The sequence below is a fragment of the Streptomyces sp. NPDC015032 genome, from assembly GCF_043080425.1.
Lineage (GTDB): Bacteria > Actinomycetota > Actinomycetes > Streptomycetales > Streptomycetaceae > Streptomyces.
This window is the reverse complement of sequence record NZ_JBIBVN010000001.1, coordinates 318,653-340,920: the sequence shown is the minus strand read 5'-3', so window position 1 is coordinate 340,920 and position 22,268 is coordinate 318,653. Positions and strand designations below refer to the sequence as shown.

The following is a 22,268-nucleotide window of genomic DNA, read 5'->3' as shown; positions in this document are numbered from 1 at the left end:
CCGGCCTCTCGGGGTGATGGTCTGGAGACCGGCCGGGGGCCCCCGGCAGCCGTCCGCATTCAAGTCCGTCCGCCGGAGGACCTCGTGATCCGCGCCCTGACCGGATATTCCACCAGACACCCGTGGAAGGTCATCGCCCTCTGGGCGGTGCTGGGTGTCGTGCTGAGCGCCCTGGCCCCGACACTGATCGGCCGCGTCACCCAGAACCAGACCGGGGATTTCCTGCCCAAGAGCTACGACTCGGCCGCCGCCCTGGAGATCGCCGAGGAGCAGTTCGGGGTGAACCCCGACGCCACCACCGTGACGATGCTGGTCGCCCGGTCCGACGGCAAGGCTCTCGGCGCCGCCGACCAGAAGCGGGTCGAGGCCGAGGCGGCGAAGCTGGCGCAGCGCCGGGTGATGATGCCCAGGGAGGACGACAGGCCGAAATTCCTGGTCCCGGACCGCTCCCAGACGCCCCGGATCGCCCCGGCGATGGTGGCACCCGACCGGAGTTTCGAACTGCTCTCCGTCGAGCTGATCGGGAACCGTACGGACAAGGGGGTCCAGGGCGTCTACCGGGCCTTCCGGGACGCCGCCCGGACGCAGTTCTCCGAGGCGGGGATGCGCACCGGCTTCACCGGAAGTCTCGCCGACACCGTCGATACCACCGATTCCCACGAGACCGCCGCGAAGGTCGGGGGCGGTCTCCTCATGGGGCTCATCCTGCTGATCAACGTGCTGGTGTTCCGCAGCGTGCTGGCGGCCCTGCTGCCGCTGGTCGCGGTCGCCATGATCATCGGCGTGGCGGGGGGAGCCGTCGCGGGTGCCGCGATACTCACCGGGCGCAAGCTCGACGCGGGCACCCCTGATCTGATCAGCGTGGTCCTGCTCGGCATCGGCATCGACTACCTGCTGTTCCTGCTGTTCCGCTTCCGCGAGCAACTGCGCGCCCGGCCGGAGCAGTCCGCCCGCGAGGCGGCCGGGCAGGTCTCGGGACGGGTGGGCACCGCGATCACCTCGGCGGCGCTGACCATCGTGGCCGCGTTCGCCACGCTGGGCGTGGCGACCTTCGGCCAGTTCCGCTCGCTGGGCCCCGCGATCGCCGTCGCGGTCCTGGTGATGCTGCTCGGCAGCCTCACCCTGCTGCCGGCGCTGCTCGCGGCCGCCGGGCGCAAGATGTTCTGGCCCTCCAAGGCCCTTGGACACGAGCCCGGCGAGGGCCGTGCCGCCCGCTTCGGGGCGAGGGTCGCACGACGGCCGATGACGATGACGTTCGCCTCCGTCGCCCTGCTTGCCGCGCTGGCCGCCGGGCTGATGGGGATCCGCATGGACTACGGCCAGGGCAACGCCGCTGCCAAGACCGCTGCGGCGGCCACCGCGACCGAGATATCCCGTGCGCTTCCGGCCGGAGTGTCGGACCCGACGAGCGTCTTCGTCACCGCCACTGACGGCGGCACCCTCACCGCAGGCCGGCTCGACGGCCTCTCCCGTGCTCTCACCCAGGTCAAGGGCGTGGGCCAGGTCGCACGGACCGTCCTGAACAAGGACCACCGCGCCGCCCGGATCGACCTCTACCCGACCGCGGACCCGCAGAGCCAGCAGGCCCGCGACCTGGCCTCCGGACCCGTGCGGGCAGTGGTCGCCCGGCACACACCCGCCGGAACGACGGCACACGTGGGCGGAACGGCGGCGATCTACGCCGACATCTCCACCGCCGTCGATCACGACCTGAAGATCGTTTTCCCGGTCGCGGCCGCGCTCATCGCGCTCATCCTCCTGCTCCTCCTGCGCAGCCTGCTCGCACCGGTGGTCCTGATGCTCTCCGTCGGGCTCGGCTTCGCCGCCACCCTCGGCGCCGCCACCCTGCTCTTCCAGCACGGCCTCGGCAATCCGGGCGTCAACTTCTCCCTCCCGCTCGTGCTGTTTCTGTTCGTCGTGGCCCTGGGCACCGACTACAACATCCTGATCAGCGACCGGATCCGGGAGGAGATGCAGCGGCCGGGCCCGGCCCGCGCCGCCGTGGCCCGCGCGCTGCAGCACACGACACCGGCCATCGCGACGGCCGGGCTGGTCCTTGCCGGCTCCTTCGCCACCCTCGCCACGACCCCGGGAAACGAGCAGATCGCCTTCGCGATGACGCTCGGCATCCTGCTCTCCGCGCTCGTCCTCTCGCTGGTGCTGGTCCCCGCCCTTGCCGCACTCCTCGGACGGAGCATCTGGTGGCCGGTCCGCCCACGGCCCACCAAGGGCGGCCAGCACCGTGCGAACGCACCTGCCCCGGAAACCGACCGGGTCGTGATGGCGGACTGACCGAACGGCTCAGGTGACCCGTGAGCACCTCATCTGTCCGGCGTGGCCTCGCATGGTTGAGCGTGCGCACCCGTGACAGCCACCAGATGTTTCAAGAGCCGTCAGAAACACCCTGGAAGCCCACTGGAAATCTTGAAATCGCGCCCGGCCCAGGCAGGTTTGCCCCGATCGATATTCAGGGGCGAAGCGGTTGAGTCAGGCAGTCAAAACAAGATCTTCATCGGACTTCTAAGGCCACAGCACGAGGTCCCTGGTACCGAGCCGAAGCCGGCTTCCGCGCCGTCCTGGACACCGCGTTCCGCGCCACCGACCCACCAACCCAAGGAAACCCGTGACCATCCTCAGCCCCACCGCGCGGCGCGCCTCCGCCGCGAGCCTCGCCCTTGCCGCCTGCTTCATCACTTCCCCCGCCCTGGCCTCAGCTTCTGAGGCCCCCGCCAAGAACGGCACCGGAGCCGGGCTCGACCAGTACTACCGGCAACACCTCGGCTGGGGCAGCTGCGTCACGGGCCCCGTCGACACGGCGGGCCGCGATCTGGACAAGGCCGGTGTGCAGTGCGCGGACGTCACCGTGCCGCTCGACTACGCCCGCCCTGCGGGGCGCACGATCACCGTCGCGATATCCCGGCTCAAGGCCACTGACACCCACCACCGCATCGGCTCGATCCTGCTGAACAACGGCGGGCCGGGCGGACCTTCGGTCCAGTCGCCGCCGGACGTCCGCAAGGCGATGAAGGACGTCGGCGCGCGCTACGACATCGTCGGCTTCGACCCACGCTTCGTCGGCCGCAGCACCCCACTGGACTGCGGCTGGCCCGTCGGTACGTCCTGGTTCTCGGCCGGCACCAGCCGGGCAGGCTTCGACCGCCAGGTCGCCCTGCAGAAGAGCCTTGCCAAGAAGTGCCGCACCCACGACGCCTCAGTGCTGCCGTACATCAGCACCCGCAACACGGCCCGTGACATGGACGTCATCCGCGGCGCGCTCGGCGAGCGGAAGATCTCCTACCTCGGCTACTCGTACGGCACCTACCTGGGCACGGTCTACACCCAGATGTTCCCCGGCCGCTACGACCGCTTCGTGCTCGACGGCGCGGTCGCCCCCGCCGACTACGGCCCCCGCCTGACGAAGGGCACCGAGCGCGCGAGCGAGAAGGCACTGTCCGCCTGGGCCGCGTGGGCGGCGGACCGCGACGCCGAATACGGCCTCGGCCGCACCCGCGCCCAAGTGCTCACCACCGTCGACCGCGTCCTCAACGCGTCCGCCAGCGGCCCGCTGACCGTCGGCACCGGCCCGGACACCTTCCGGATCGACGACACCCAGGTGCCGGTCCTCCTCTACTCCAGCATCGGGGACGACACCGACCCGACCCGGGCGTTCCTCGCCGAGCAGCTGGCCGTGCTGAGCAGGGCCGCACGGGGCACGGCGCCGACGCCGCTCTCGCCGGAGTTCGCCGCGACACTCCGGTACCTACTGCACGGCGCGGCCGAACCGTCGGGAGTCCAGGCCGCGGTCCTCTGCGGGGACGTGGCCGCCCCGCGCGACCCCGAGGTCTACTGGCGCGACATCGAACGCAGCCGGGCCGCGCACCCGGTGTTCGGCCCCATGACCAACAACATCGGCCCCTGCGCCTTCTGGGACCGCCCCCGCGAGGAACCCACCCAGGTCCGCCGCGACGCCCCGGTACTGATCGTGGCAGCCACCGGCGACCCCCGCACCACCTACAAGAGCAGCGTGACCCTGCACGAGCAACTGCCCGGCTCCAAGCTGCTCACCCTCAAGGGCGCAAACCGGCACGCCCTCTTCGGCCGCTACGGCAACGGCTGCGTGGACGCCGAGGTCAACAGGTACCTGGCTACCGGCAAACTGCCGACGAAGAATCAGACTTGCGACAAGCGCGCCGGTGCGGCGTCTTCGTCGGATGTGACGACGACGAAGACGTTGTCCGCGCCGATGGGGGCGTCGATCAGCATCAACACCCCGGCGATCACTGGTGTAGCCGCCGCGCTGATCGTCGCCGGTGGCGGCACCGCCGTCGCAGTACGCCGCCGCAAGACCCGGCGTTGAAGAAGGAAAACGCCGAACTCAAGCGGGCCAACGAGATCCTGAAGGCCTCGGCAGGTTTCTTCGCGGCCGAGCTCGACCGGCCACACACACGCTCATAGCGTTCATCGACGTGCACCGGGACCGCTTCGGCGGCGTCGAGCCGATCTGCAGAACCCTCACCGAGCACGACTGCAAGATCGCCCCTTCCACGTACTACGCCCACAAGAAACGCCTCGAAACTCCCTCCGCCCGTTCTGCGCGCGACAAGGAACTCAAGGAGCGGATCCAAGAGGGCTACACGTCCAACTACCGTGTCTACGGAGCCCGGAAGATCTGGCGCGAGCTGAACCGGCAGGAACACGCCGTGGCCCGCTGCACCGTCGAGCACCTCATGCGCGAGCTCGGCATCACCGGCGCCGTCCGCGGCAAGAAGGTGATCACGGCGATCACCGATCCGGCCGCCGGGCGAGCCCCGGACCTCCTCGGCCGAGACTTCGTCGCTGGTACCCCGAACCGCTGCTGGGTCGCGGGGGCGTGGCCCGGCCGGGGTCAGGCGGGGCAGTGGTGCGCCGTCCTGCTGTGCGGCCTTCCAGAGCTCGGTCAGCTTGTCCTTCCAGCCCTTCGGCGGGTGCCACGGAACGCCCCAGGCGGCAAGCTGGTCACGCTTCCAGCCGCCAGCCGGCGTGCGGGCGGCTTCGATCTCTTCGAGCGATGGCGTTCACCTGCTCACCCGCCGATCGGCCCGGCCGGTGTGAAGGAACTGCGCCCGCCCGTTCCCGTCGTCACCGACGAACGCGTGCACCATGTGCATGCCGTGCTGCGGCTCGGCCGGGATCAGCTTGTCGCCGTCGTACGCGACCAGTTCGATCCTTTCCGACGGACCGCCGTCGAGCTCGACAAACACCCCCTTCGGGTTCCGCTGGACCCAGAGCCGGCCGTCGGCGTCCTCGCTGACCACGGTGTCGCTGACGGACGACGAGTACTCGCCCACGAACCTTGCCGTCTCGACGCGTGGGGCGTTGGCGTCCGGCACCGGGAGCGCCGGCATTTCCACTCCGGCCAGCTCGCGCAGCACTCGGCCGACGAGTTCGACGTAGAGCGGGAGCGGGTTGCCGCCGTTGGTCAGCAGTGCCACCGCGATGTCGCGGTCGGGAACTACCCGCAGGAAGGCGGACTGGCCGAGCGTGCCGCCGTCGTGGCCGACCACCGCGCCGCCTGGCCAGTCGAAGAGCGACCAGCCGAGTCCCCAGGCGTCGCCCATCAGGCCGAGATCCAGCAGTTCCACCTCGCGGTGCCGCATGGCGAGCGCGCTCTCCGGCGTGAGCACCGCCGTTCCGTCGGGCCCCCTGCCCCCGTCGAGATGCATCCGCGCGAAAGTCAGCAGGTCCTGCGGTCGCATCGCCAGCATCGATCCGGCGGGTGCGTTCGACCGGGGCAGTGCCCAGGCCTGCGCGGGCTGCGGCTCGGCGTCCTGCTCCGGCGAGAGGTGCCCCAGCGCGGCACGGAACCTGACAGCCTCGTACGGGCTGGGGGCGGCGTGGGTCAGCCCCAGTGGCGTGAACAGGTGGTCGCGCAGGCAGTCGTCGTAGGACTTGCCGCGCAGCACCTCGACGATGCGTCCGAGCACACAGAAGGCGGCGTTGTTGTACGAGAACATCTCGCCCGGCGCGAACAACTGGGGCACGTCGGCGAGGAGGGTGACGAGCTTGCGCACCGCGTCGTCGCCGCGTCCGGTGTCGAGGAAGATGTCGCCCTCAAAACCGGAGGTGTGGCACATCAGCTGACGGACGGTGATCTTCGCGGATGCTGTCTCGTCACCGACGGCGAATTCGGGCAGGTACGCCCGGACCGGCGCGTCGATGTCGAGCGCGCCCTCGTCGGCGAGCTGCATCGCCAGCGTGGTCGTCCAGACCTTGGTGATCGAACCGATCTGGAAGACGGAGTCCGCAGTGGCCTCGACGCCGGTGTCCTTGTTCAGTACCCCGGCCGCGCGGTCGATCATCTCACCGTGTGCGTATACGGCGATCGATGCGGCCGGCACCTTGTACTCGGCCAGCAACTCGGGAAGGCGACTTTCCAACCAGCCACGGAGTTGATTGAGTTCGGACATGTGCACCTCTTGTCTCTGCGAGGGAGAACGGGTGTTTCCGGGAGGGTATGACCTGCGCGCTCATGGCCGATTCGTGAGAAACGACGAGAACTGGCGAAACCTTCATCGCGGCCGACGAAACACCCGGCAGCCGGTATGGGTTACCGCCGAAGCCAGTCCACCGCCTGGGCGGCGGCGAACCCGATGAAGGCGTCACGCTCGGGAACTCTCGATCGGGCGTCGACAGCCCTGGTGAAGACACCGACTGCGTACCGGCCGCCGTCCGAGTACTCCACCACGCCGATCTCGTTGCGCAGCGAGGGCAGCGTTCCGGTCTTGCCGCTGATCCTGACGTCGTCGTCCGCGAAGCCGGAACGCAGCCGATGCGGCCACAGCTGCAGTTCCAGCCAGCGCCGGACGTCGGCGCACGCCGCCGCGGGCGCTGCTTCGTCACGCCAGATCAGGCCCAGCAACCGGGTGCTTTCCGCAGCGGTGGTCCGGCAGGTCTCTTCGGGCGTCAACGCACGCAGCCTGGCGAGTTGTTCGGCCGACAACGCGGCCAGGATCCGTTCGTCGTCCTGGTAGTCGATCCCAAGGTCCTCGCCGATCGTGCGCAACAGCTCCCCACAGTCGTGGGGGACGGCCGTATGCAGGAGGTCGAGCCGCCGCAGCGTCCTGGCGACCGCGGCCTTTCCCACCTTCCCGAGAATCAGGTCTGTGGCGACGTTGTCGCTGATGCCGATCATCAGGACGGCCAGGTCGTACCAGGACATCGTGACGTCATGGCGGAACGTCGCGAGGCCGTACGGGCTGGCGGTCGGATGTCCCGGTGCCACCGCGATCCGCTCGGCGAGGTCGACTTCGCCGTCGGCCGCCTGCCGGGCAAGTTCCACTGCTACGGGAACCTTGAACACGGAGGCGGTGACCACCGGCTCCTCGGCGTCGATGCCCACCTGTCGCGGGCCGTCCAGATCAGCTGCGTGCAGCCAGACCTGGACGCCGACTTCCGCCGCTCGGGCGGTGATTGTCCCGACCAGTTCCGATTCGGTGACCATGGAGTGGTCCCTTCTGTCTGTCCGGTGTGGACTGTCTGTCCGGACCGGATCCGTTTACTGGGTGCGCCGGCCGGCTAATTGGTGCCGGTCGACGGGAAGTTGAACTGTTCGGCGCGCTGCGGCACCCAGAACGCGAGTACCGCGGTGAGCAGCGTGGTGCCGATCAGGAAGCTGAACGCAGCGGTGTAGGAGAACGCGTCCGCCAGCCAGCCCATCGCCAGCGGCGCGATTACTCCGGCGACCTGGCCGCCGAAGTTGTTAATCCCGGAAGCGAGTCCGGCCACCGCCGTGGGAAGCACCCGCAGCGGAAGGCCGAAGACGCACATCGTCGCCATCCCGAACACTCCGACGGCCAGCGTTCCGTAGATCGTGAATGTCGCCGCGCTGCCCGCCGACACCATCAGGGCGAGCAGGACCGCGGTCACCGTCGCGATGGACACCAGGTACCACCTGGCCTTGTCATGGAAGTACCGGTCGAACAGCCAGCCGCCGAAGATGGTCGTCGCGAAGCCCACCAGACTCGGGATCGCCGACAGCACGCCGGTCTCGTTCAGCGACAGGTGTCTGGCCTCGAGCAGATAGCTGGGCACCCAGGTGACCAGGCCGTAGCTGAGCATGTTCATCGCGCAGAACAGCACCGCGAACTTCCACACCGCCAGGGACTTCAGCACTTGTGCCCGCGAGATTTCGGGCGTCGTCACCACCGTTTGCGGGAGCCGGCTGAGCCGGTCCGGCAACGCCTTGGGCAGGAGCGCCCACAAACCGATGCCGATGGCAGCGCCACAACCCGCCATCCAGAGGAAGGTGTGCCGCCAGCCGATGCCCGTCAGCAGGGGGGCGACGAGCAAGGGGGCAAGGCCGGCGATCCCACTGGCGGACAACATCACGCTGGTGGCGGTCCCCCGTCTCTCCGGTGTCGTTCGTTCCGCGATTGCTTTGAACGACGCCGCCGGGAACGCACCCTGACAAGCACCGAACAGGCCACGGAACAGCAGGAGCAGACCGAACGTGCCGGCCATCCCGGTCAGCGCGGTGAACAGCGACCACAGCAAAAGCGTGATCAGCATCGGTTTGCGGGAGCCGTACCGATCGGCCAGGAAGCCCGCCGGTATCTGGCAGATCATGTAGACCAGCGCGAAGACAGTGACCAGCGAGCCCTGTGCGGTCTTGCCGAGATGGAACTCCTCTCCGATCGACGGCAGAGCCATGCTGATGGAGAACCGGTCGATGTAGTCGATCGACCAGGCGCACAGCATGACCACCATCGTGATCGCTGCTGTCCGGTTGACCCGCTTAGGTGTCCAGGTGTCCTCGGCGACCACCACAGTCATGGCTACCTCCGTACCGCTGCGTCGGGGTTGATCGCCCATCCTGGACATCAGTTGACGCAGCGGATTCGTGGAGTTCCACAAACCTTCAGGTGGTGTTCGGGCGGTGCGGACGAACGTTGTCCCGTTGCAGTGTCCGGCTCCTACTCGCGGTGCCGGGCCGGGTGAAGCCGGAGTTGCAGCATCGCCGCGAACCGCTCGCCGGGGTCGTCGAGATTGATCCCACCGACCTCTGCGACCCGTCGCAGTCGGTACCGGAAGGTGTTCGGGTGCACGTACGCCGTGGCGGACGCGGCACCCACGTCACCGAAAGCGTCCAGCCAGCACGACAGCGTGTGGACGAGCTGCGACTGGTGCCGGGCGTCATAGTCGAGCAGACGGGCGACGGGCCCGGTCGCCACGTCCCCGCGCGCGGCGGCCAAATCAGCGAGGTCCAGCATGAGCGCGTCGACGTGGACTTCCTCCGCCGTGGCCACCCGCCGGGCGCCCCCGTTGGCGAGCAGCACCCGCAGCGCCCGGTCCGCGCCGTCGCGCGAGCGGCCGAGTCCGGAGCCGTCGAGTGCGGGCGGGCCGATGCCGATCGCCGCATCCACGCGCTGCCCGGTGCGCTCCAGGAAGGTCGACGCAATGCGGATCGACCGCTCCTGGCAGTCCGCCTGGCTCCCCGGCATCGGCACGATGCCGTAGGCCACGTCGCCCACCAGCGCCACAGCCGAACGCGCCTGGACCGCACTCAGGTGCATGGCCAGCGCGTCCGCGACCCGCTGGCGGTCCGCGACCCGGCGCAGGCCGTCCTCCGTCGACGGATCGGCGTCCGAACTGCCGAACAGACCCAGTGCCAGCACGATCGCGGGCTGCCCCACCAGCCCGAGCCGCGCAATCGCCTCCGGTGCCCCCGTGCCGCCTTCGAGCGCGGTGCTCACCAGGTCGGCGCGCAGGCGGCGTTCGACATCGGAGCCCGCACGCAAGCGCAACATGTGGAGCGCGACGAGCTTGCCGGCGTCGATCAGCGCCTGCGTGCGCTCTTTGGACAAGGGCCCGGGCACCGCCGCCCAGATCGAGCCGAGGATCTCGTCGCCGGCCCGCACCGCCAGCGCCACGCGGGGAACGGTCATCGTCTCGTCGTGGAGCGGATCGACGTACACGGGCGCATGGCCGCGATGGAGTCGCTCGAAGACGCCGTTGCGCGCCAGGTCGAGGGTGAAGCGTTCCGGTACCTGGCGGCCCAGGATCGTCTCCACTCGGGACTGGTCGGCCTCGTCCTGGCGGCCGGAGAAGGCGAGCACCCGTGAGCTGCGGTCCTCGATGGTGACCGGCGCGTCCAGCAGCGCGGCCACGGCGTTGGCCAGCGCGAACAGGTCGCCCGACGGCATGCCGCCCAGCGTCTGCGGTGAGATGTCGCCGATGTCTCCCTCGACGAGCAGGGTGCGGAGCATGGCGGCGACCTGCGCCCAGGAGGCGCCGCGGGTGAGTCCGAGCAGTGCGACGCCGGACTCGTCGGCGGCCCGCCGGATTTCCACGGTCGCGGTGAAGGGTGACCGTACGACGAGCGCCGCCGCGCCCTTGCGGCCGAGGTCGTACAGGAGGCGGACCACGTCGTCCGGTTCGTGGACGCCCACCCCCAGGACGACCGCCTGTGCGGGGAACTGCGCTTCGTCGAGCGGGTCGTGGATGAGTACAGCGCTCAGTTGCCGGCGCGTGCTCCCGCCGCCGGCGATCGACTCCAGCAACACGTCCCCGAGGTCTTCGAGAACGCGCGCCAGGCTTGTGTGTGGCTTGCCAGACGTCGGTGTCAGCACCGCCCAAAGGTAACTCCGGCCGCACCGGAACCTGGTGGTCCGATCCGACCGGATTTCACAACGAATTCGTCGCGTGCTACGAACCGAGCCACTCCGTCGAGGTGGTGACCTCCGCCAGCAGGTCGGGAATCGGGGTGACGCCGAGACCCGGCCCCTGGGGCACGGGCAGGTGTCCGTCCTTCAGGACGAACGGTTCAGTGATGTCGGTCCGGTAGAACCGGTCCGACGCCGAGGTGTCGCCGGGCAGGGTGAACCCGGGCAGCGAGGCGAGGGCGACGTTGGCCGCCCGCCCGAGCCCAGTCTCGATCATGCCACCGCACCACACGGGGATCCCGTGGGCAGCGCAGACGTCATGCACCCGCCGAGCCTCGAGGTAACCACCGACCCGGCCGGGCTTGACGTTCACGATGCGACAGGCGCCCAGCGTGATCGCGTCGGCAGCGGAACGGGCTGACACGATCGACTCGTCGAGGCAGATCGGCGTGCGGATGCGACGGGCCAGCTCGGCGTGGCCCAGGAGGTCCTCCTCGTCCAGGGGCTGCTCGATGAGGAGGAGCTCGAAGGGGTCCAGACGGGCGAGCTGGGACACGTCGGACAGCGTGTACGCCGTGTTGGCGTCGACCTGCAGCAGCACATCGTCGCCGAAGCGCTCCCTCACCGCTCGCACCGGCTCGATGTCCCAACCGGGTTCGATCTTCAGCTTGATCCGCACGTAGCCGGCGTCGAGATAGCCGCCTACGACGTCCAGGAGTTGCGGGACGGAGTCCATGATGCCCACCGAAACCCCGCACGGCACGGAGTCCCGGGTGGACCCGAGCGCGGTGGCGAAGGACAGGTTGTGTGCTCGGAGTTCAGCGTCGAGCACGGCCATTTCGAGTGCGGCCTTCGCCATCCGGTGCCCCTTGAACCGGGCCAGGCGGGGCGCGACTCGGCTCGCGGTGACCTCGCCCTCCATCAGGGCCGGGACCAGGAAGTTCCGCAGCACGTGCTCGGCCCCGTCGACGTACTCCGAGGAGTAGAGCGGCTCTCCCATCGTGACGCATTCGCCCCAGCCCTCGCCGTTCGGCGTCACGACTCGTATGAGCAGTAGTTCCCGTACGTTCTGCGTACCGAACGACGTCCGGAACGGTGCCACCAAAGGCATCTGGACACGCAGAAGTTCCACACCACTGGGCTTCATGACGACTTCTCCCTTGAGACCACGTACCAGCCGGCACGATCGAATCCGATGACCCTGGCTTCCTCCGCCATCAGGCCTCCCAAAACCTCCCGCAGCGCGATGCGCCACGCCTGGCCCTGATCCGGGTCCGTGCGCCGGAGTGTCTCGATGTCGGGCGGCACGGCGACCAGCACGACCGGCCCGTCGGCCACTGCGGTCAGCGGTCCCCCATCAGGTGCGACCGACAGCGCAGCTGCCGCACCGCGCTGTCGCAGCGCGGCGGCGTCGACTCGGACAGCCTCACCGAGCGAAGCGGCGGACGCAGCCGGGCCGGAAAGCTCCCAACGGACCATCAGCCGGTCGGTGTCACCCGCGCCGTTGATGCCGTCGCGCATCGGCCCGTAGAAGTCGGGCAGGTAGCGCGCCGGGCCGGCGCCGAGTTTGGCCAGGTTGAAATACGCGTTCCGCCGCACCAGGGGATCGAACGTCCAGGTGACGAGCGAGACGTCCTGGCGCAACGCCCAGGCGCGCTGGTGCAGTTTGAGGACGAATCCGATCCCCCTCCCGAGCCCTCGCGGCGCCACGCCGGCGATGTGGCTGTGCAGGCTCGCCTTGGCCGGGCTGCCGAAGAAGCCGAGGCAGGCTCCCAGCAGCTCGTCCCCCTCATACGCGCCCGCGACATAGTTCCCGGCCGCGGCCATCGCCCTCAGCAGCTCTGTCGTCACCGGTTGGGCACCGGCGCCCGGCTGCCAGATCGATGCGAAGAGCCGACAGACATCGGTCAGATCGGACACCTCGGTCAGGTCCCGGATTTCCACACGTGAGGCGGCGGCAGCAGCGGTCGCGGCGGCCAGCGCGGCTGCGCTCACGGCCGGGGAAACCAGACCTGACTCATGTGTCGCAAGATCTGTCACGGGACTGTCCTTTCAGGGCTTACCTGGCGTGTCACCGTGATGCCGCACCAGGGTTTCGATGTCCGCGAGGAGGGCCTCCACCGCCACGTCGGCGCGCGTCGCGGTCATCGCGGCTCACCTCGCAGCGGCTGTCCGGGAAGCGCGTCGACCTGCAGCTCCCCCTCACTGACCACCGGGACACCACCGACAAACAAGTGACGCACGCCCACGGACGGCCGCGTGGGGTCGAAGTAGGTCGCGCAATCGGTGATCGCCACGGGGTCGAGTACGACGATGTCGGCGTCCGCCCCGACCCCGAGGTGTCCCTTCGCCCGAGCGCCCGGCGCCACCTCGTCGAGGACCCGCGCCGGCAGGTGGGCACACCGCCGGAACGCCTCCGGCCAGTCCCAGGCACCGCTCTCCCGCACCATCACGCGCAGCGTCCTGGTGAACGTTCCCGCGGTGCGCGGGTGCGTCGTTCCCCCGGGCGGCAGTGGCCACTCGGTGCTGTCGTTGCTGCCGTCGGGCCAGAAGACGGGCATCGCGTCACTGGCGACAATCGCGTCCGGGAAGGCCAGCGCCTGGTGCAGCATCGCGAGCTCGCGCGGGTTGCCCTCGTCGAGGAACTCCAGAATGCAGGGCGCCCCGGGGTCGCTGTTCCGCAACTGCCGCAGGCGCCCCTCGTCGGCGATGCGCTCCCCCGATTCGAGCATCACGACGCTCGACGGGGACAGGCCCTTCATCCGCAGGCGTTCGGCGTCGAGGAAGGCCGCTCCGATGGCCGTGCTGCCGGCCCCGTACGGGTAGGCCTCGACCGTCACCCGAGATCCCGACCGCCGTGAACCGTCCAACGCGCCGAGTACCCGGTCGATGTGGTGGCCCGAAGTGCTGTTGACGTGGCAGTGGTGCATCGCTGCGCCGGTCTCGGCCGCGGCGATGACGATCTCCTCGGAGCCGTCTGCGGGAGTTCCGGGATCCACCTCGACCAGCTCGCGGACGTGGGTGTACGTCGGCACGCCGGCCTTCGCGGCAAGCCGGGCGACAGCAAGGAACTCGGCAGGCTCACTGTGGGGCGCGTACCCGAGGAGGACTCCGATGCCGAGCGCTCCGGCGCTCAGCTCACCCTCGATCAGGGCCAGCCACTCGGCGAGTTCACGATCGGTGGAGGAGCGCTGCCATGCGCGGTTTCCCAGCACCGCGAGGCCGCTCCCGATCTGTGCGTCGGGCTGGATGCCGGCGAGCACCTGGGCCCGGGCATCACCCCACGAGGCGGAGAAGCCGTAGTGCAGCGGGCGTCCGGCCGCGGCGGCCTCGGCGTACGCACGCCCGATGGGCATGAGGCCCGCTTCCAGGTCGAGGGCCGTCGTCACGCCGTCCATGGCCTGCAGCCGCTGCCCCGCGATGGAGTGCACGTGGCTGTGCAGGTCGACGAACCCCGGACCGACGACCAAACCCGTGACGTCGACGACCGCGCATCCCGGTGGCGCGTCGAGCCCTGCAGCGACGGCGCTGACCACGCCGTCGGATACGAGGACGTCGGCGATGCCGTCGAACTCTGTTCCCGGATCAATGACACGGCCGCCACGCAAAAGTGTCTGCATGCTTTCGTCTCCTCGTCGAGGACGCATTGGAGCACCTGCTGGTCTCCAGTGCGACCCTAGGAGGGAGATCAGGCAACGCTGTTGGTCCAGGCCGACGAATCCGTGACGGCCTGTTCATGCACCCCGACGAACCCGGCACGAAATCTGAGCCGATTCCAACCTGACGGGTGGTTGGACGGGTGACCCCGACGGCGGGCATGAAGAAAGCTCCTGGTAGACGGGTTCACGACCAAGATCACCAGTCCGCCAGGAGCATTCGCGTGCTTGTCTACCCGTCCGGTATCGATCTGTCCAGCCGCGTCCTGCAACACCTCTCCGGTCTCCTCGCAGGTCACCGCCGTCGGATCGGCTCCCGGTGGCGTCGCCTGATCGCCCAGGGCCTCCTGAGTCAGCCCCGCCGCCGTCCGTCGCAGTCTCAGCTCCTCCCCGTACTTCTCCCTCGGTGTACGCGGCTTCCGGTTCATCGCCATACAGCCCCAACTCCCTCGTCTGACCGGCGGGCTGTCAAGCCCGAACCTCTGGAGCGTAGGCACTCGTGACCCCACTCTGTGATGAGTTCGCCACAGAACGCATCCGTTCGTGGGCAAGTCAGAGGGAGAGCGCGTCGATATGAAGGATCTCGTCCACCGGTTCACCAAGTCGCTGGTGCGGCTGGTACGTCCGGCCTCCGCCACCGTCCACCCGTACTCCTGTGTGTACGTGGCCGGGCCGACCGTGCGCCGCACCGGTGAACGTCCGCCGCGTGGGGAGGACAGCCCGCTGGTCCGGCCGTATCTCGTGGCGCATGAACGGCAGATGGCCGAGATGCGGCGTCGGCGGCGGCGCACGCTGTGGGTCGCTGTGCGCGGCGTGGACGGCGAGGTGTGTTACATGCGCCGGGCAGCGGGAGCAGGGACGGTGGCGTGAGCGGCGGTACGGGCGAGCCGGACACCATGCGGTTGTTGCCCTGGGCGGGGGCGGAGGGCAAGCCGTGCTACGTCATCGGGGACGGTACGGGTTACGTGTCACGGGTCGCGGATGGCATCGAGAGCGTCCAGCTCGGCATGGCGGGCGACCTTCTCGATCACGCCGGCGATCTCCTGGCGAACCGCCGGGTGACCGGCAACGAACTGCACTATCTCGCCTCGCGGCTGACCGAGTCCCTGCATGACGTCAAACGGGTCGCGGAGAGCCGGGGTGCCCGGCTGGCGCAGCTGACCGGGCAGGGGGCGGCGTCATGCGACTCGTGGGAACCCCGGTGACGTAGAGGTCACCACACCGCTGTCCGGCGGCCGGCCAGAAGGCCGGCCCGATCAGCACGAGCACGTCGACCACGGCTCCGGCGACGAGCAGAACGGAGACGAGCGGAACGGAGCGGAACGGAGCGGAGCGGAGCGGAACGGAGCGGAACGGAGCAGCGTCGTCGGTTGTCGGAGCGCGTGGGGGTGAACGGCGGGTGTTCCTGGGGAAGTCGCGTGTCGGGGTAAACGGCATCCCTACGCCGTGCTCACAGGTTTCTGACAAGTGCTGGTCAGTGTGTGGGGGCGTCCGTACGCGGTGTGCGTGGTACGGCGGCCCGGTCGCGGGTGGTCGTTCCGGCGAAGTGAACTGAGAGGCAGGACCGTACATGGCGGTGGGGAAGCACGGCGGCAGGGCTTTCGGCGGCCGAGGTCGCGCGGTGGCGCTTGTCACGGGTGCCGCTGTTGTCGCGCTCACGGCGATGTCCCCCGCCCTGGCCGCGGACGGTGCGTCCGCGCCCGCTTCGGGTACCGCGGAGGCCGGTGCGCCATCGGTGGGGCGGGCGACCTACGACCTGGGTGACCTGGCCTTTGCTCCTGGCGCGCCGTACGAGGGGAAGAGCGAGATCGCCGCCGTAGTGCGCTATCCCGACGGGCCGGGCGGCAAGGGGCTGGCCCGGGGCAGGCATCCGCTGATCGTCATGCAGCACGGGCACTGGGCCACCTGCGCGGATCGTGCCGCACAGGACGCGTTGGTGAAGGCACAGAAGGCGCTGGCCCTGGCGGAGGAGGCCGGGGACGATGCCGAGGTGGCCAGGCAGCAGGCGGTCATCGGCAAGATGAGCGACCGGTTGTGGGCCTGGCCGTGCCAGGCGGGGATCCCCTCGCTGCCGAGCAGTTCCGGCTACGACTATCTGGCCGAGAGCCTGGCTCGGCAGGGTTTCGTGGTGGTCTCCATGGGGGCCAACGGAATCAACGCGACCAGCGCCGGCCAGGCGGATTCGGTGTACCAGGCGCGTGCCGCCCTCATCAACAAGCACCTGGACCTGTGGCGCCAACTCGACGCGGGCAAGGGTCCGTTGAAGGGCAAGCTCAAGGATCCGAAGACCGGTGGAGCCAACGATGCCGTCTTCACGGGGCACCTGGATCTCCAGCGCGTCGGCACCCTCGGTCACTCCATGGGCGGCGGAGGCGTGATGCAACAGGTCTCCGACAAACGGCACGGCGACTGGCCCGCCGGAGTGAAGGTCAAGGCCGCGCTCGGCCTCGCGCCCACCGCCACCTGGGACGTCGAGCCGGTCACCGAGGTCCCGCTGGCCGTACTGTGGGGAACGTGCGACCAGGTCAACACCGGTGAGTACGTGAAGTGGAACAAGGGCGACAACAAGACACCCCTGCACGGCATCACCCTCACCGGCGGCAACCACAACTACTTCAACACCCAGTGGTCTCCCAGCAGCGGCCAGGTGGCCGGTGTGGACGACGCGATCCCCGGCAAACAGCGCGGACAGTGCGTCTCACAGGACGGTACGAACCAGCAGCACCAGGGGCTCGACGAGGCCACCCAGCGCCGGATCGCCACCGGCTACACCGTCGCCTTCTTCCGCCAGTACCTCCTGGGCGACACGTCGGCGGAGGCACTCCTGACCGGCCGGGAGAAGCTGCCCGACGTGCCGGACGCGGTGAAGGTGGAGTATGTGAAGCCCCACTGAAGCGGCGGCCCGGCCGGTCGCGGTGCGAGCGGGTGAGGAGGCGTGATGCGAACCAGTGACGAGATCTATCACCGGGTCCGCTGGGACCCGCGGTTCGACCCGGCCCGGTTCGTGCTGGGGATCAGCCAGCGCGGGGATGCCGCCAAGCGCATCCCGCTGCCTTCATTCGTGCCCGGGGGCGACATCCCATGGCACCGGGTGGTGTTCATCGAGGCGGACGGCGAGGTGGTCTGGGACCGGGCCACCGGCGTGGACCGCATCGACGCGTCGGGCGCCGGCCGGCTGCGGGACCCGCAGGCCGACCTGAGCTTCGACACGAACCCGGGCAGGGGCGAGCCCGCCGACGCCCTCGACGTGCCCCCGACAGCCGCCTTCGACGTGTCCCCGACAGACGCCCTCGCCGTGTCCCCGACAGCCGTCCTCGACGTGTCCCCGACGGCCCGCACAGCGGTGGCCTGGATCCCGCCTGCGGAGCTGTGGCCGCCGATCCAGGACATCCGCCGGGATCACGATCCACAGATCCACCGGTGGCCGCCGCACGTCAATGTGCTCTTCGGCTTCGTACCGGAGCCCGACTTCGAGCGGGCTGCTCCGCTGCTCACTGCGGCGACGGCCGAGACGCCGGTCTTCACCGCCCGGCTGGACGGGGTGCGCACCTTCCGGCACAGGGCGTACTTCACCGTGTGGCTCGACCCGACGGCAGCCGGCAAGGAGCCGTGGGCCCGCCTGCACCGCGTACTGCAGCAGCGTTTCCCGCGTTGCAGCGGGCCCGCCAAGAACTTCACCCCGCATCTGTCCCTGGGCCGGACCCGGGATCCGCGGCGCGTTGCCGCCGACTGCGCCACCCGGCTCGATGCCATGACGGCGACGGTCTGGGAACTCGTCCTGCTCTCACGCAGGGGGGACGGGCCCATGCGGCCACGGGCCACGGTCGACCTGGCAACGGGCGAGGTCCGCCGGCTGCCCGCGCCCGGCCCCGAAGCGCCGGGCCCGGAGGACCCGGCATGGCTCTCCGGGATCACCGACAGATGAGGCCATGGGCGCCGGAACGCAGCCAGTACGCGCCGCGCCTCTCCGCCTTGCGATGCACCGCATCCGACGCCGGGCGCTGATCCACCAGGGACGGCGGGACGGTGGGACGGCGGGACGGCGGGAAGGTGGGAAGGTGGGAAGGCTCCGAAGCCCGGCCCCGCGTTGTCAGCGGCACCCGATACCGTCGGAACATGTCCAACATGGCCGTCCTCGAAGGTGTGCTCGAGCGCATCACGTACGCCAACGAGGAGAACGGGTACACCGTCGCCCGCGTCGACACGGGCCGCGGCGCGGGGGATCTGCTGACCGTGGTCGGCTCGCTGCTCGGCGCCCAGGTCGGTGAGTCCCTGCGGATGGAGGGGCGCTGGAGCTCGCACTCGCAGTACGGCAAGCAGTTCACGGTCGAGAACTACACGACCGTGCTGCCCGCCACCATCCAGGGCATCCGCCGCTACCTCGGCTCCGGCCTGATCAAGGGCATCGGCCCGGTCATGGCGGACCGGATCACCACTCATTTCGGCGTCGACACCCTCGACATCATCGAGCAGGAGCCGAAGCGCCTGATCGAAGTCGACGGGCTCGGGCCGAAGCGGACGAAGATGATCGCCGCCGCCTGGGAGGAGCAGAAGGCGATCAAGGAGGTGATGGTCTTCCTCCAGGGGGTCGGGGTCTCCACCTCCATCGCCGTCCGCATCTACAAGAAGTACGAGGATGCCTCGATCTCCGTCGTGAAGAACCAGCCCTACCGGCTGGCCGCGGACGTCTGGGGTATCGGCTTCCTCACCGCCGACAAGATCGCCCAGGCCGTCGGCATCCCGCACGACAGCCCGGAGCGGGTCAAGGCCGGGTTGCAGTACGCGCTGTCCCAGTCCACCGACCAGGGGCACTGCTTCCTCCCCGAGGAGCGGCTGATCGCCGACGGCGTGAAGCTGCTCCAGGTCGATACGGGGCTCGTCATCGAGTGCCTCGCCGAACTGGCCGCGGACCCGGAGGGCGTCGTACGGGAGAAAGTGCCGTCGCCCGAGGGCGGCGAGCCGGTCACGGCCATCTACCTCGTGCCGTTCCACCGCGCCGAGGTCGCGCTCGCCGCGCAGGTGCAGCGGCTGCTGCGGACGCCGGAGGACCGGATGCCGGCCTTCCAGGACGTCGACTGGGACAAGGCGTTGACCTGGCTCGCGGGCCGGACGGGGGCGACGCTGGCCCCCGAGCAGGAGGCCGCCGTCCGGCTCGCGCTCAGCCGCAAGGTCGCCGTCCTGACCGGGGGGCCCGGCTGCGGCAAGTCGTTCACCGTGCGCTCCGTGGTCGAACTCGCCCGCGCCAAACGCGCCAAGGTGGTGCTGGCCGCGCCCACCGGGCGGGCGGCCAAGCGGCTTTCCGAACTGACCGGCGCCGAGGCGTCCACCGTGCACCGGCTGCTCGAACTGAAGCCGGGCGGGGACGCGGCCTACGACCGGGACCGGCCGCTGGACGCCGATCTGGTCGTCGTCGACGAGGCGTCGATGCTCGACCTGCTGCTCGCCAACAAGCTGTTCAAGGCCGTGGCACCCGGTGCCCACCTGCTGCTCGTCGGGGATGTCGACCAACTGCCGTCGGTCGGCGCGGGGGAGGTGCTGCGCGATCTGCTGGCCGAGGGCGGACCCGTTCCGGCGGTCCGGCTGACGACGATCTTCCGGCAGGCCCAGAAGTCCGGCGTCGTCACCAACGCGCACCGCATCAACACCGGGACGCCGCCCCTCACTCAGGGCCTGGACGACTTCTTCCTCTTTGTCGAGGACGAGACGGAGGAGGCGGGTGTTCTCGCGGTGGATGTCGCCGCCCGTCGCATCCCGGCCAAATTCGGCCTCGATCCGAGGCGGGACGTACAGGTCCTCGCCCCCATGCACCGCGGCCCGGCCGGCGCGGGCACGCTCAACGGGCTGCTCCAGCAGGCCATCACCCCGGGCCGCCCGAACCTCCCCGAGAAGCGGTTCGGCGGCCGGGTGTTCCGGGTCGGCGACAAGGTCACCCAGATCCGCAACAACTACGACAAGGGGGAGAACGGCGTCTTCAACGGCACGGTCGGCGTCGTCACCGCCCTCGATCTGGACGAACAGCGGCTGACCGTCCTCACCGACGAGGAGGAGGAGATCGGCTACGACTTCGACGAGCTGGACGAGCTGGCCCACGCGTACGCCATGACGATCCACCGCTCCCAGGGCAGCGAGTACCCGGCCGTGGTCATCCCCGTCACCAGGAGCGCGTGGATGATGCTCCAGCGGAACCTCCTGTACACCGCCGTGACCAGGGCCAAGAAGCTCGTCGTGCTGGTCGGGTCACGGCAGGCGATCGGCCAGGCCGTCCGCACGGTTTCCGCGGGCAGGCGCTGTACGGCGCTGGATTACCGGCTGTCGGGGGGCTCGGGAGGAGGATCCGCGGAAAAAATGATCGATCAAATCGGTGGGAAACATCACGGAGGCCTTCCGGAACCGGTGTCAGGGGGGCAGGATGAGTAAGCTCGCGGCACTCAGTGCCGCGAGTAGGTCCAATGGACGACCCCGAGTGCACTCTCCTGAGCCAAATGGGGGAGGGTGGAGACAGTCAGGGAACCTCGAAGAAGAGGCACTACGTCGGTGAGGGATGACGTGAGCGAGCACACCAGCAACGCTGTAGTACTGCGGTACGGCGACGGCGAGTACACCTACCCGGTGATCGACAGCACCGTCGGCGACAAGGGCTTCGACATCGGGAAGCTCCGGGCCAATACCGGTCTGGTGACGCTGGACAGCGGATACGGCAACACTGCGGCCTATAAGTCCGCCATCACCTACCTCGACGGTGAGCAGGGCATCCTGCGCTACCGCGGCTACCCGATCGAGCAGCTCGCCGAGCGCTCGACGTTCCTTGAGGTCGCGTACACGCTCATCAACGGTGAGCTTCCCAAGGTCGACGAGCTGTCGGCCTTCAAGAACGAGATCACCCAGCACACGCTGCTGCACGAGGACGTCAAGCGGTTCTTCGACGGCTTCCCGCGCGACGCCCACCCGATGGCCATGCTGTCCTCGGTCGTCAGCGCGCTGTCCACGTTCTACCAGGACAGCCACAACCCGTTCGACGAGGAGCAGCGCCACCTCTCGACGATCCGGCTGCTGGCCAAGCTGCCCACGATCGCGGCGTACGCGTACAAGAAGTCGATCGGCCACCCCTTCGTCTACCCGCGCAACGACCTCGGGTACGTCGAGAACTTCCTGCGCATGACCTTCTCGGTCCCGGCCCAGGAGTACGACCTGGACCCGGTCGTCGTCTCCGCGCTCGACAAGCTGCTCATCCTGCACGCGGACCACGAGCAGAACTGTTCGACCTCCACCGTGCGTCTGGTCGGCTCCTCGCAGGCCAACATGTTCGCCTCGATCTCCGCCGGTATCTCGGCGCTGTGGGGCCCGCTGCACGGCGGCGCCAACCAGTCGGTGCTGGAGATGCTCGAAGGCATCCAGGCCAACGGCGGCGATGTCGACTCCTTCATCCGCAAGGTGAAGAACAAGGAGGACGGCGTCCGGCTGATGGGCTTCGGCCACCGCGTCTACAAGTCCTTCGACCCGCGCGCCAAGATCATCAAGGCCGCGGCGCACGACGTGCTGTCCGCGCTCGGCAAGTCCGACGAGCTGCTCGACATCGCGCTGAAGCTGGAGGAGCACGCGCTCTCCGACGAGTACTTCGTCTCGCGCAACCTCTACCCGAACGTGGACTTCTACACCGGTCTCATCTACCGGGCCATGGGCTTCCCGACCGAGATGTTCACCGTGCTCTTCGCGCTCGGCCGGCTCCCCGGCTGGATCGCCCAGTGGCACGAGATGATCAAGGAGCCGGGTTCCCGCATCGGCCGCCCGCGCCAGATCTACACCGGCGAGGTCCTGCGCGACTTCGTCCCGGTCGAGGGCCGCTGAGTCCCGCACCACCCCCCGCACCGCCCCGGCCGTCGAGGCCGGTCTTCTTCGCCCCGTGTACCACGCTTTCGCACAGAGCGCGGTGTCCGGGGCGATGTGCTGGTCCGGTCCGGCCCAACGGGTCCCT

General features: G+C 69.3%; 14 protein-coding genes and 4 pseudogenes. 10 read left to right on the top strand and 8 right to left on the bottom strand.

Annotated features, from left to right (window positions below):
* Positions 1 to 84: 84 nt before the first annotated feature.
* From ACF08M_RS01445 to ACF08M_RS01435, 3 genes and pseudogenes are all read left to right on the top strand, one after another.
* The gene (locus ACF08M_RS01445; RefSeq protein WP_392183197.1) at positions 85 to 2,292 is read left to right on the top strand and encodes an MMPL family transporter; all 2,208 of its coding nucleotides are present in this window, start codon (positions 85 to 87) and stop codon (positions 2,290 to 2,292) included.
* A gap of 331 nt (positions 2,293 to 2,623) precedes the next feature.
* Complete coding sequence (locus ACF08M_RS01440; protein ID WP_392183196.1) at positions 2,624 to 4,357, top strand: alpha/beta fold hydrolase; 1,734 nt, start codon at positions 2,624 to 2,626, stop codon at positions 4,355 to 4,357.
* Positions 4,311 to 4,757 (top strand): annotated as a pseudogene (locus ACF08M_RS01435) (IS3 family transposase); the annotation flags it as partial. The gene ACF08M_RS01440 and the pseudogene ACF08M_RS01435, both read left to right, overlap by 47 nt.
* A gap of 297 nt (positions 4,758 to 5,054) precedes the next feature.
* On the opposite strand, the gene ACF08M_RS01430 reads toward ACF08M_RS01435, so the two are convergent.
* The 7 genes from ACF08M_RS01430 to ACF08M_RS01400 all read right to left on the bottom strand — a co-directional run bounded on the left by ACF08M_RS01430 (position 5,055) and on the right by ACF08M_RS01400 (position 14,260).
* Positions 5,055 to 6,446 (bottom strand): serine hydrolase domain-containing protein, encoded by a 1,392-nt coding sequence (locus tag ACF08M_RS01430; protein WP_392183195.1) that lies wholly within the window; start codon positions 6,444 to 6,446, stop codon positions 5,055 to 5,057.
* 140 nt (positions 6,447 to 6,586) lie between these two features.
* Positions 6,587 to 7,480, bottom strand: a complete 894-nt coding sequence (locus ACF08M_RS01425) for a serine hydrolase (RefSeq protein WP_392183194.1) — start codon at positions 7,478 to 7,480, stop codon at positions 6,587 to 6,589.
* A 74-nt stretch (positions 7,481 to 7,554) separates the two neighbouring features.
* The gene (locus tag ACF08M_RS01420; protein ID WP_392183193.1) at positions 7,555 to 8,811 is read right to left on the bottom strand and encodes an MFS transporter; all 1,257 of its coding nucleotides are present in this window, start codon (positions 8,809 to 8,811) and stop codon (positions 7,555 to 7,557) included.
* Between the two features lie 140 nt (positions 8,812 to 8,951).
* Positions 8,952 to 10,607: a PucR family transcriptional regulator gene (locus ACF08M_RS01415; RefSeq protein ID WP_392183192.1), complete on the bottom strand. Its 1,656-nt coding sequence runs from the start codon at positions 10,605 to 10,607 to the stop codon at positions 8,952 to 8,954.
* A 76-nt stretch (positions 10,608 to 10,683) separates the two neighbouring features.
* Entirely contained in the window at positions 10,684 to 11,787 is a 1,104-nt protein-coding gene (menC, locus tag ACF08M_RS01410; RefSeq protein ID WP_392183191.1) for an o-succinylbenzoate synthase, read from the bottom strand.
* A complete protein-coding gene (locus ACF08M_RS01405; RefSeq protein ID WP_392183190.1) occupies positions 11,784 to 12,680 on the bottom strand; it encodes a GNAT family N-acetyltransferase in 897 nt (298 codons plus the stop codon). Before ACF08M_RS01405 ends, menC begins: the two co-directional genes overlap by 4 nt.
* A 104-nt stretch (positions 12,681 to 12,784) precedes the next feature.
* Positions 12,785 to 14,260 carry an amidohydrolase family protein gene (locus tag ACF08M_RS01400; protein ID WP_392183189.1) on the bottom strand — a complete coding sequence of 492 codons (1,476 nt, stop codon included), beginning with the start codon at positions 14,258 to 14,260 and terminating at the stop codon, positions 12,785 to 12,787.
* 260 nt (positions 14,261 to 14,520) lie between these two features.
* Between ACF08M_RS01400 and ACF08M_RS01395 the strand changes: the two are divergent.
* Positions 14,521 to 14,628: pseudogene (locus tag ACF08M_RS01395) on the top strand (IS5/IS1182 family transposase); the annotation flags it as partial.
* Positions 14,629 to 14,630: 2 nt separating this feature from the next.
* On the opposite strand, the pseudogene ACF08M_RS01390 reads toward ACF08M_RS01395, so the two are convergent.
* Positions 14,631 to 14,730, bottom strand: a pseudogene (locus ACF08M_RS01390) (transcriptional regulator); the annotation flags it as partial.
* Between the two features lie 139 nt (positions 14,731 to 14,869).
* Between ACF08M_RS01390 and ACF08M_RS01385 the strand changes: the two are divergent.
* From ACF08M_RS01385 to ACF08M_RS01360, 6 genes and pseudogenes are all read left to right on the top strand, one after another.
* On the top strand, positions 14,870 to 15,166 hold the full coding sequence (locus ACF08M_RS01385) for a hypothetical protein (RefSeq protein ID WP_392183188.1): 297 nt from the start codon (positions 14,870 to 14,872) through the stop codon (positions 15,164 to 15,166).
* Positions 15,167 to 15,192: 26 nt separating this feature from the next.
* Positions 15,193 to 15,501, top strand: a complete 309-nt coding sequence (locus ACF08M_RS01380) for a hypothetical protein (protein WP_392183437.1) — start codon at positions 15,193 to 15,195, stop codon at positions 15,499 to 15,501.
* Positions 15,502 to 15,917: 416 nt separating this feature from the next.
* A complete protein-coding gene (locus tag ACF08M_RS01375; RefSeq protein WP_392183187.1) occupies positions 15,918 to 17,189 on the top strand; it encodes an alpha/beta hydrolase family protein in 1,272 nt (423 codons plus the stop codon).
* Between the two features lie 45 nt (positions 17,190 to 17,234).
* A pseudogene (locus ACF08M_RS01370) lies at positions 17,235 to 18,143 on the top strand (RNA repair domain-containing protein); the annotation flags it as partial.
* 269 nt (positions 18,144 to 18,412) lie between these two features.
* Positions 18,413 to 20,713, top strand: coding sequence for an ATP-dependent RecD-like DNA helicase (locus tag ACF08M_RS01365; protein ID WP_392183186.1), 2,301 nt, complete (start codon positions 18,413 to 18,415; stop codon positions 20,711 to 20,713).
* Positions 20,714 to 20,842: 129 nt separating this feature from the next.
* On the top strand, positions 20,843 to 22,141 hold the full coding sequence (locus ACF08M_RS01360; protein ID WP_392183185.1) for a citrate synthase: 1,299 nt from the start codon (positions 20,843 to 20,845) through the stop codon (positions 22,139 to 22,141).
* Positions 22,142 to 22,268: the final 127 nt, after the last annotated feature.